The sequence below is a fragment of the Deltaproteobacteria bacterium genome (assembly GCA_013151235.1).
In the GTDB taxonomy this organism is placed as follows: Bacteria; CG2-30-53-67; CG2-30-53-67; order CG2-30-53-67; family CG2-30-53-67; genus JAADIO01.
This window is the reverse complement of the sequence record JAADIO010000045.1, coordinates 1-9,833: the sequence shown is the minus strand read 5'-3', so window position 1 is coordinate 9,833 and position 9,833 is coordinate 1. Positions and strand designations below refer to the sequence as shown.

Here is a 9,833-nt window from a genome sequence, read left to right as displayed (position 1 = left end):
GCCGGGGTTAATAATTTCCAGCATAACCCACGTTGGCAAGGGGCAGGCACTTTTTTGCCAACTGTCAGCCATTATGTCTCACCACGAACGGTCCATTAAGCTTTCCGAGCATGTGGTTCGGCAAGCTCACCATGCTCGGAAGCTTGCCGAACCACACGAACGGAATATCAATGACTTACACCGTTCGTCCTGAGCGTGTCGAAGGGTCGAACGGACTTTTTACGACTTCAAGAAAATACACAAGAAAATAGGGACAGCGACCATTTTTATTGACAGCTTTGGAAATATGATACATCCTTCTCATGCCAAGAATAGCAAGAGCCGTAGCCCAGGGATATCCGCATCATGTGACACAGAGGGGCAACTACCGTCAGACGGTATTTGAAGAAGATGGAGATTTTACGAGAATTACAAGTGGTCAAGTGCGAAAAGTCATATCAAAAGTGAAACGGATCTTGTTTTGTGGGGAGATTGCAATCTGACAACCAGAATTCAGGATTGGCGTGGTTAGTTAATGGAAAGAGAGGATGACCGGTTGGTGAGTGCTCTCAGAAGAAATTCCCTTACCGGACGTCCTTGCGGTGGGGATGCATTTATTCGAAAGATTGGAAAGATCGTTGGCCGAGATTCAATGGCAAAGAAGAGAGGGCGGCCACGCAAAGGAATATAATGGTCGCTGTTCCTATTTTCTTTGATGGTTTGATGGACCGTACCATGAGAAAAAAGGGGTTGTCACCGGCAAACCCCGGTAGGGTGACCCGCCATCAGTCGTACAAGCGGATTCAATGGGCCGGCAGAGCGGCCTGCCTGTGCGTTGCACGCAGACAGGGATATGTCCTCGATCGATCAGGGTGTCAAAGGCCGCCGGCAGACCCCCTTTCCATAGATCGGACAGAGAAGCCAGGGCGTTTCGCCTCAGATTGCGCAAATAGTGCCGGGCACGGGGCGGGAAGAGGCCGGTGGGCCATCGGCCGGTGGGCCGTCGACCGGCAGGCTATCGGCCGGTTGCAATCCGGTGGGAAAGAGCGGATCGAATCTCCTCTTTTGGCGCCTGGATCCGGGGGAAATGGCTGTCCGGCCGGAGGGTGATGATGCAGCCGCACAGACTGCACCGGTAACGTCTTATCAACAGGGGAACGGAAAAACCGTCAAATAGCCTCTCTACAAAACCGTGACCCCAGAGCCGGTCGGAATGACATCGGGGGCAACTGCCGGGGCGGGTCTTACCCAACGCTCCGGAGGGGAGGAACGGGGTCCCTCCACAAAGCCGAGCATCGACATTCATTTTCCCTGCCGCATTCCTTTGCTAAGCCCACCGCCCCGGGGTAATCGGGGCGCAGGCGCTCATTCCCTCTTGACATTTTTCTTCGCGAACCCTACTATGTCGAAAATCATGTATCGTGTGGAGTGAGATATGTTTGAGATCTTTCTACTGGTGATCGGGGCGGTCCTGGTCAACAATTTTGTTTTGGCCCGATTCTTGGGGATCTGCCCCTTTTTAGGGGTCTCGAAGAAGGTGGAGACGGCGGTCGGGATGGGGATGGCCGTGATCTTCGTGATGACTGTGGCCTCGGTAGTGACTTTCCTCGTTCAGCGCTACATTCTTGTTCCCTACGGGATCGAGTATCTTCAGACGATTGCCTTCATCTTGGTGATTGCCGCCCTGGTGCAGTTGGTGGAGATGGTGATCCAGAAAACGAGCCCGGCTCTTTACGGTTCCCTCGGAATCTTTCTTCCTCTGATTACGACGAACTGCGCCGTCCTCGGTGTGGCGATTCTGAACGTGCAGAAGGATTTTAATTTTGTTGAGACCACGGTCTTCGGTTTTTCAGCTGCAGTTGGTTTTACCCTGGCGCTGGTTCTTTTTGCAGGGCTGCGGGAACGGATTGCCCTGGCCCGGGTTCCGGAGACCTTCAAGGGGATGCCGATCGCCCTGGTGACGGCGGGGTTGCTGTCGCTGGCGTTCATGGGGTTTTCGGGGCTGGTGAAGTGACGGCTTCGTGATCTTTGCGGGCTTGGCGAGAGGCGGATCTTAAAACCAACCCCATCTCTCGCAGAGAACGCCAAGGGCGAAGAGAAGAACAAGATCAAAAGCAGAAAGCGACGAACCAAGGGGAACACAGGGAGTCACGGGGAAAAGATCAAAAATGATTGAGGCAATATTGAGTTTGGGTGGTCTGGGGGTCCTGGCCGCCTTCGGTCTGGGGGTGGCTTCCAAAAAGTTTGCCGTGAAGGTGGACCCGAAGCAGGAGGCGATTTTAGAGGCCCTGCCGGGGGCGAACTGCGGGGGGTGCGGTTTTCCCGGGTGCAGCGGTATGGCCGAGGCGATGGTGAAAGGGAGTGCTCCGATCAGCGGCTGTCCGGTCGGGGGAGGTGAGACGGCCGGGGTGATCGCAAAGATCCTCGGTGTGGAGGCCGAGACCAGGGATCCTGTCGTGGCGCGGCTTCTCTGCAAGGGGGGGCATGCAGCGGCGAAAGAAAAATATACCTACCATGGTGTTTCGGACTGTCGGGCGGCGGCGCTGGTGGCGGGCGGAAGCAAGGCCTGTGGATACGGCTGTCTCGGGTTCGGGACCTGTATGCGTGCCTGTCCCTTTGACGCGATTACGATGAGCCCGGATGGTCTGCCGGTGATTGATGAATCGAAGTGTACGAGCTGCGGCAACTGCGTGGCCGCCTGTCCGAAGAAGATTATCCAGCTCCTTCCGATCCACAAGAAGGTGACCGTGCTTTGCTCCTCTCATGACAAGGGGGCGGCGGTGAAAAAGATCTGTACCGTCGGCTGTATCGGATGCAGCCTCTGCAAAAAGGTCTGCCCCTTCGAGGCGATCGAGATGGACCGCTTCCTGGCCCGGGTGATTCCGGAGAAGTGCCGGCAATGCGGTCTCTGTGTGGCCAAGTGCCCGACGAAGGTGATCGAGGATCAGTTGGCGGGTCTCCATCCTCTTGCGGTGATCGGGGAGAAGTGCGACGGCTGTACGGAGTGTGTCAAGGTCTGTCCCGTGAAGGCGATTACCGGTGAGACAGGGAAACTTCATGTGGTTGATCCGGAGAAATGTGTGGGGTGTCGGGCCTGTGTTGATGTCTGCCCGATTGACGTGATCGAGATGGAACCTCGGGCCAAGGTTTCAAGATAAGTATTTTAGTGATCACTTTTTTGCTGTGTCGGCTTTCCCGTTTTCTTCTTCATCCTTTGCCCCTTTGTGCCTCGGAATTCAGTCCTTTTCCCGTTTCATGAAGAGATTCGGAATCTGCACGCAAAAGAGTGTCTCCCCTTCGATTCCCTCTTCCACCCAGATCTTTCCTTCGTGGAGTTCGATGATTTCCCGGCAGTGACTCAGGCGGTAGCGGGTCTGCTTGTCGATCCCGGGGATGATTTCCTTTCCTTCAAAAATTTCCTGGATCCTGTCGAGGAGGATTGTGCTGCTCCGAAAGAGAATCTCCACCCTTTGATCCCGGGCCAGGGGGATGATTCCGACCCGGATGGCCCCGTTCCGGTTGCTCAGATGAATGGCCTGATGGAGCAGGTTGAAGAAGACCTGTTTCATCCGTGCCTCATCGGCATAGACCGGTTTGAGCCCCGTGGGGGGTTGTACTGCGATGGTGATCCCCTTGTTCTCGGCCACGGTGTAGAGATTCCGGCGGCACTTGTCGAGGATCTTCTGAAGCCCCGTCTCCACTTTGTGAATTTCCGTCGGTCCCGTGTCGACGACCGCCAGATCAAGGAGGTCGGAGATAATGGCTTCAATGTCTTCCCCCTGCCGTCCGATCAGTTCAATCAGTTGCTTGTATTTCGGCGGGATGGTTTTCTCGTCTTCCTTGAGAAGCATTTTGCAACTCCCCGTGAGGATCGTTAGAGGGGCTTCGAGGTCCTGGGAGATGATGTTGAGCAGGTCGTTGTGGATCCGGGTCAGCTCTTCCAGTTTTTCACTCTTCTTGTTCAGCTCGGTCAGGGTTTTCTCGAGAATTTCCGTCAGGGCGCGGCTTTCCCGTTTGGACTGGCTGATCTGAAGTGTAGAAAAAACCGATTTGCGAAGTTTCGTCAGGTTGACCGGTTTGAGCATGTAGTCATAGGCACCTTCCTTGAGGGTGGTGATCGCGCGCTCCATGTCTTCCCGGTACTGGCCGGTGAGCATGATGACCGGCAGTTCGGGAAACCCCCGGTTGATCGCCTGGAGAAGTTCAAATCCGTCCATCACAGGCATCTGGAAGTCGGTGATGACCAGGTCCATCTCCGTTTTCTCAATTTTCTCCAGTGCCTCCCGGCCGTTGGATGCAGTAAAGACCCGGTATCCTTCGAATTCAAGAAGGTCGCGGATAACCAGGATCGATTTTTCGTCATCGTCAACGACAAGGATTCTGGATTTATTTTCGGGAACCATAATTTTGGCCGGGAAAGTGATCAATTTTGATGGTGTCGTAAAAAGTCACGAAGCCCTTCGACCGGCTCAGGACAGGCCCTTCGGCCGGCTCAGGACAGGCCCGCTCAGGGCGAACGGTGTAAGTGATTGATATTCCGTTCGTGGTGAGCCTGTCGAACCATGAACGGAATCCGGAAAACGACTTTTTACGAGAGCATCAATTTTAATTGAATCATAGCACAGTTTTTTTCCTGATTCAAAGAATGATCGGTTTGTTGTGCCACCGGCCGTTTTTTTGTCGGCGAACTGACTTTTGAAAAAAATCGCCGGATCTTGACTTTTCTCGCCCGGTTATGGTATGGATTGTTCGTCCGGATCAATACCGGAGGGTGCATCTGTGCCGCCGGGGCTTGTGGTGTGAAATGTTTGTCAAGAGGAGCAGTCGGAATGTCAGGCCATTCAAAATGGGCAACGATCAAGTATAAGAAATCGGCAACAGATGCAAAGCGGGGGAAGGTCTTTACAAAACTGATCAAGGAGATTACCGTGGCGGCCCGGATCGGCGGCGGAGATCTATCGGCGAATCCCCGGCTTCGGACGGTGGTGATGAAGGCCAAGGATGTCAATATGCCGGCCGATAATATTAAACGGGCCATCCAGAAGGGAACGGGCGAGCTTCCGGGCATCAGTTACGAAGAATTTACTTATGAAGGATATGGACCCGGCGGGGTGGCCGTGCTGGTGGAGACCCTGACGGACAACAAGAACCGGACCGTTGCCGAGGTCCGTCATATCTTTTCCAAACATAACGGGAACCTGGGGGAAAACGGCTGTGTGGCCTGGATGTTCCAGACACGGGGGTTGATCGCTGTTGAAAAGACGAAGGTGGACGAAGACCGTCTGATGGAGCTTGCCCTGGAGGCGGGTGCCGAGGATGTTCAGGCCGGCGGGGACACCTTTGAGATTACGATGGAGCCGGGTGATTTCGAGGCGGTCAAAAAGAGTCTGGAGGAGGCGGGACTTGAATTGTCCCTGACCGAGATTACGAAGATCCCGAGTACTACGGTCCGACTGGAAGGCAAAGAGGCGGAACAGATGTTGAAGCTTTTGGCGGCGCTGGAAGACAACGATGATGTGAACGCCGTCCATGCCAATTTCGATATTGATGATGAAGTCATTGAGAGGGTAGGTGCCTGAGTGCGTATCCTGGGCGTGGATCCCGGTTCGGTGCGGACCGGGTTCGGGATCATCCATGAAGAGCAGACCTCCCTTCACTATCTTGCCTGCGGTGTTGTCCGGACCTCTTCCTCTTCTCCCATTTCCTCCCGTCTCAAACGGATCTACAGTGAATTGAAAATTGTCATGGAGCGCTATCGACCGGACGTGGTCTCAATTGAGAACATCTTTGTGGCCCGGAATGTACAGTCTGCTCTGAAACTTGGACATGCCCGCGGAGTGGCGATCCTGGCGGCGGTCAACCAGGGGCTGGAGGTGGTGGAGTACACCCCGGCGGAGGTCAAAAAGACACTGGCCGGTTCCGGCCGGGCAGAAAAGAGCCAGGTTCAACATATGGTCAAAGCCCTCCTCTCTCTCGCGGAACTTCCCGAGCCCTATGATGCCTCCGATGCCCTGGCGCTGGCCATCTGCCACAGTCATTCCCGGGAGATGAATCTGAAAATGAAAGTCCTGGCCCGATAACATAACCCGGATGACTCATTATGATTGCACAGCTCAAAGGGGTGCTGGAGTCGAAGGTCCCTTCCGAGATTATTGTTGATGTGGGCGGCGTGGGGTATCAAGTCTCCATTCCTCTTTCTACCTATGACCAGTTGCCCGAGATCGGGGAACCGGTCCGCCTGAAGACCCATACCCATGTCCGGGAAGATGCCATTCAGATCTTCGGATTTCTGACCGCCTCGGAAAAGGAGTTTTTCAAATTGCTCATTTCCGTTTCCAAGATCGGACCGAAAATGGCATTGGCCATTCTGTCCGGGTTGGATGCGGGAAGTCTCCGCTCGGCGATTCTGGACGAAGATGTCGGACGGTTGAGCGGGATTCCCGGCGTGGGGCGGAAAACGGCGGAACGGATCTGTATGGAGCTGAAGGACAAGGTCCCTCCCGGCCTCGATACAGAGGGGGGTGGAACCGCCAACAGGGAGGTGCTGGAGGAGTGTCCTTATAAGGACGCAGTGGCGGCCCTGATTCATTTAGGGTACAAGCGGGGAGAGGTGGCCGAGATCATCCGGGGTCTCGCTTCCGAAGAGGAAGGACGTTCCGTCGAAGAATTGATTCGTGAGTCCCTTCGTTCGCTCTCAAAGGCTTGATGGTTTCTTGCGAGGGAAGCAAGGCATGATGAAGTCGTAAAGAGTTGTTTTCCGGATTCCGTTCATGGTTCGACAGGCTCACCACGAACGGTCCATTAAATTTTCCGAGCATGTGGTTCGGCAAGCTCACCACGAACGGTCCATTAAATTTTCCGAGCATGTGGTTCGGCAAGCTCACCATGCTCGGAAGTTCGCCGAACCACACGAACGGAATATCAATAACTTACACCGTTCGCCCTGAGCGGGCCTGTGCTGAGTTTATCGAAGCATCGAAGGGCCTGTCCTGAGCCAGCCGAAGGGCCTGTCCTGAGCTGGCCGAAGGGTCGAAGGGCTTCGTGACTTTTTACGAGACCATCAAGGCATAAGCTATGGAAGAAGATCGGATTATCAGTCCGGAAAAGCAGGAGGAAGAGATTCCCCTTGATGTGAGTCTTCGGCCCAACGTTCTTACGGATTTTGTGGGGCAGGAGAAGCTGAAGAGGAATCTGCGGATTTTTGTCGATGCGGCCCGGGGGCGGGGAGAGGCCCTGGATCATGTCCTTCTTTACGGTCCTCCGGGGTTGGGGAAAACCACTCTTTCTCATATTATTGCGTCGGAGATGGGAGTCAATATCAAGGCGACTTCCGGTCCGGTCCTGGAACGTCCGGGGGATCTTGCGGCCGTCCTGACCAATCTCAAGGATCGGGACGTCCTCTTCGTTGATGAGATCCACCGGCTGAACCGGACGGTGGAGGAACTCCTCTACCCGGCCATGGAGGATTTCCAGCTTGATATCATGTTGGGCGAAGGGCCGTCGGCCCGGGTGATCAAACTCGATCTTCCCCGTTTCACCCTGGTGGGGGCGACGACCCGGGCCGGGCTTCTGACGTCGCCCCTTCGGGACCGGTTCGGGGTGGTCGATCGGCTCAACTTCTACGGGGTCGAGGACCTGACGAGAATCGTTATTCGTTCCGCCCGGCTTCTTTCCGTGAAGGTCGAAGAGGAGGGGGGCTATGAAATCGCCCGGCGGTCCAGGGGAACACCGCGGATCGCCAATCGTCTCCTGCGGCGGGTCCGGGATTTTGCCGAGGTGGAGGGGGACGGGATCATCACCCGGACGATTGCCGACCGGGCCCTGCTCCAGCTTGATGTGGACCCCCTGGGGCTGGACCATATGGACCAGAAACTGATCCGGACATTGATCGAGAAGTTCGACGGGGGGCCGGTCGGGATTTCCACCCTTTCGGCGGCCATCGGGGAGGAGCGCGACACGATTGAAGATGTTTTTGAGCCCTACCTGATTCAGCACGGATACCTGGCACGCACTCCCCGGGGACGGGTGGCCACCCGGATTGCCTATGAACATTTCGGGGTCCCTTATCCTCCGGGCCGGACCGGTCAGGACGGGCTTGCCCAGGGAGAAATGTTTTGAAACTTCTTCTTCATATCTGCTGCGGGCCCTGTTCGGTTTATCCCCTCGACCGGCTCCGCCGGGCGGATCGGGAGGTCACCGGGTATTTTTTTAACCCCAACATCCATCCCTACCGGGAGTGGAAGAAGCGGCTGGCTACTCTCGTTGATTATGCCGATTCGATTGACCTTCCCCTCAAGGTGCGGGAGGATGATCAGTTGAAGGAATTTCTCCGGGAAGTGGTTTTTCGTGAAGAAGACCGTTGTCGATACTGTTACCGGATGAGGCTTGCCTCTGCGGCAGAGGAGGCCCGTGCGGGAAACTTTGACGGTTTTTCCACGACGCTTCTCTACAGTATTTATCAGAAGCATGACCTGATCCGGCAAATCGCTGAGGAGGCGGGGGAGAAGGCAGGGGTCCCGTTTATTTACGAAGATTTTCGTCCGGGATGGAAAGAGGGAGCCGACCGGTCCCGGAAGTTGGGGATGTATCGCCAGCCCTATTGCGGCTGCATCTACAGCGAGATGGAACGCTACCGGCTGCGTCCCGGGAAATAAGGAAACATGTTTTCTCGTTACTTGAATGAGGTCTTCTTGTCCGATTTTCGATTGTCCAGTTATGATTATCTTCTTGACGAAGACCGTATTGCACAGGAGCCGAAGACCAGGCGGGATCATGCCCGTCTGATGGTTCTCGACCGGTCCGGGGGCGGCGTGTCGCACCGGAATGTCTTTGACCTTCCGGCAATTCTCCGGCGGGGGGACCTGTTGGTTCTGAATGATACACGGGTCTTTCCGGCACGCCTGATCGGAAAGAAGGAGACGGGCGGGCGGATCGAGATCTTTCTCCTTCGGGATCTCGGAGAGAATCTTTGGGAGGTTCTGACTCGGGGGAAGGTCTCGGTAGGGACCCGGATCCTCCTGCCGGGGGAGGGCAGCTGCGTGGTGGAAGAGATCTCCGGGGAAGGGAAACGGCTTGTCCGTTTTGAGGTCCCCCGCGTTCTGTTCGATTATCTGGAACGGTATGGAACGGTTCCGCTGCCGCCCTATATCCATCGAAATGGAGACGGAGTCAATGCCGATGCGGACCGGGATCGGTATCAGACGGTCTATGCGAAACGGCCGGGCGCCGTGGCGGCCCCGACGGCAGGGCTTCACTTTACGGAGCGTCTCCTTGCCCGTCTCCGGGACGCGGGGATGGAGACGGCTTTTGTGACCCTCCATGTCGGCTACGGGACCTTCAAGCCGGTCCAGGTGGAGGACATCCGGACGCATCGGATGGATTCCGAATGGTATACCATCGGTGACGAAACGGCGAGCATGATTCATCGTGCGCGCAGAGAGAATCGGCGAGTGATTGCCGTCGGGACGACGACGACGCGAGCCCTGGAATCGGCCGTCGGGGAGGAAGGAGAGGTCCGCGCCGGTACGGCGAAGACGGATCTCTTTATTCTGCCGGGGTACGGTTTCCGGGCCATAGACGGGTTAATGACCAACTTTCATCTTCCCCGCTCCACCCTCCTCGTGCTGGTATCGGCCTTTGCCGGGAAAGAGCGGGTCGATGAGGCCTACCGGGAGGCCATTGAAAAGAAGTACCGTTTTTATTCCTATGGGGATGCGATGCTGATCCTTTAAAAATGATGGTCTCGTAAAAAGTCACGAAGCCCTTCGACAGGCTGATATGGTTGACAGTTGTCAAGAAAAAAAAGTACTCCTGCCCCACCTTAAATGATGTGGGATTGGGAAGTTGTTATATCC

10 protein-coding genes are annotated in these 9,833 nt (G+C 55.6%); 8 read left to right on the top strand and 2 right to left on the bottom strand.

Features of this window, described 5'->3' with window-relative positions; all coding sequences use genetic code 11:
• Nucleotides 1–994 precede the first annotated feature (994 nt).
• On the bottom strand, nucleotides 995–1,285 hold the full coding sequence (locus tag GXP58_08600) for a hypothetical protein (protein ID NOY53666.1): 291 nt from the start codon (nucleotides 1,283–1,285) through the stop codon (nucleotides 995–997).
• 129 nt (nucleotides 1,286–1,414) lie between these two features.
• On the opposite strand from GXP58_08600, the gene rsxA reads away from it, so the two are divergent.
• Both rsxA and GXP58_08590 read left to right on the top strand, forming a co-directional pair.
• Nucleotides 1,415–1,993, top strand: coding sequence for an electron transport complex subunit RsxA (gene rsxA, locus GXP58_08595; protein ID NOY53665.1), 579 nt, complete (start codon nucleotides 1,415–1,417; stop codon nucleotides 1,991–1,993).
• 154 nt (nucleotides 1,994–2,147) lie between these two features.
• Nucleotides 2,148–3,137 (top strand): RnfABCDGE type electron transport complex subunit B, encoded by a 990-nt coding sequence (locus GXP58_08590; protein ID NOY53664.1) that lies wholly within the window; start codon nucleotides 2,148–2,150, stop codon nucleotides 3,135–3,137.
• A gap of 78 nt (nucleotides 3,138–3,215) precedes the next feature.
• On the opposite strand, the gene GXP58_08585 is transcribed toward GXP58_08590, so the two are convergent.
• Nucleotides 3,216–4,382, bottom strand: a complete 1,167-nt coding sequence (locus tag GXP58_08585; GenBank protein ID NOY53663.1) for a response regulator — start codon at nucleotides 4,380–4,382, stop codon at nucleotides 3,216–3,218.
• A gap of 426 nt (nucleotides 4,383–4,808) precedes the next feature.
• Here GXP58_08585 and GXP58_08580 point away from each other — a divergent pair, with 426 nt between their 5' ends.
• The 6 genes from GXP58_08580 to queA all read left to right on the top strand — a co-directional run bounded on the left by GXP58_08580 (nucleotide 4,809) and on the right by queA (nucleotide 9,710).
• Entirely contained in the window at nucleotides 4,809–5,558 is a 750-nt protein-coding gene (locus GXP58_08580) for a YebC/PmpR family DNA-binding transcriptional regulator (protein ID NOY53662.1), read from the top strand.
• Nucleotides 5,559–5,567: 9 nt separating this feature from the next.
• The gene (ruvC, locus tag GXP58_08575; protein NOY53661.1) at nucleotides 5,568–6,059 is read left to right on the top strand and encodes a crossover junction endodeoxyribonuclease RuvC; all 492 of its coding nucleotides are present in this window, start codon (nucleotides 5,568–5,570) and stop codon (nucleotides 6,057–6,059) included.
• A gap of 20 nt (nucleotides 6,060–6,079) precedes the next feature.
• Entirely contained in the window at nucleotides 6,080–6,685 is a 606-nt protein-coding gene (gene ruvA, locus GXP58_08570) for a Holliday junction branch migration protein RuvA (protein NOY53660.1), read from the top strand.
• Between the two features lie 368 nt (nucleotides 6,686–7,053).
• A complete protein-coding gene (gene ruvB / locus GXP58_08565) occupies nucleotides 7,054–8,097 on the top strand; it encodes a Holliday junction branch migration DNA helicase RuvB (GenBank protein ID NOY53659.1) in 1,044 nt (347 codons plus the stop codon).
• Nucleotides 8,094–8,633, top strand: coding sequence for an epoxyqueuosine reductase QueH (locus GXP58_08560; GenBank protein ID NOY53658.1), 540 nt, complete (start codon nucleotides 8,094–8,096; stop codon nucleotides 8,631–8,633). Before ruvB ends, GXP58_08560 begins: the two co-directional genes overlap by 4 nt.
• 6 nt (nucleotides 8,634–8,639) lie before the next feature.
• Nucleotides 8,640–9,710, top strand: coding sequence for a tRNA preQ1(34) S-adenosylmethionine ribosyltransferase-isomerase QueA (gene queA / locus GXP58_08555; protein ID NOY53657.1), 1,071 nt, complete (start codon nucleotides 8,640–8,642; stop codon nucleotides 9,708–9,710).
• Nucleotides 9,711–9,833: the final 123 nt, after the last annotated feature.

What these genes read in the sequence shown, in the direction of transcription:
- ruvA (NOY53660.1), top strand. Translation starts at nt 6,080, where the DNA reads ATGATTGCACAGCTCAAAGGGGTGCTGGAGTCGAAGGTCCCTTCCGAG.
- GXP58_08585 (NOY53663.1), bottom strand. Translation starts at nt 4,382, where the DNA reads ATGGTTCCCGAAAATAAATCCAGAATCCTTGTCGTTGACGATGACGAA.
- GXP58_08590 (NOY53664.1), top strand. Translation starts at nt 2,148, where the DNA reads ATGATTGAGGCAATATTGAGTTTGGGTGGTCTGGGGGTCCTGGCCGCC.
- ruvB (NOY53659.1), top strand. Translation starts at nt 7,054, where the DNA reads ATGGAAGAAGATCGGATTATCAGTCCGGAAAAGCAGGAGGAAGAGATT.
- rsxA (NOY53665.1), top strand. Translation starts at nt 1,415, where the DNA reads ATGTTTGAGATCTTTCTACTGGTGATCGGGGCGGTCCTGGTCAACAAT.
- queA (NOY53657.1), top strand. Translation starts at nt 8,640, where the DNA reads ATGTTTTCTCGTTACTTGAATGAGGTCTTCTTGTCCGATTTTCGATTG.
- GXP58_08580 (NOY53662.1), top strand. Translation starts at nt 4,809, where the DNA reads ATGTCAGGCCATTCAAAATGGGCAACGATCAAGTATAAGAAATCGGCA.
- GXP58_08600 (NOY53666.1), bottom strand. Translation starts at nt 1,285, where the DNA reads ATGAATGTCGATGCTCGGCTTTGTGGAGGGACCCCGTTCCTCCCCTCC.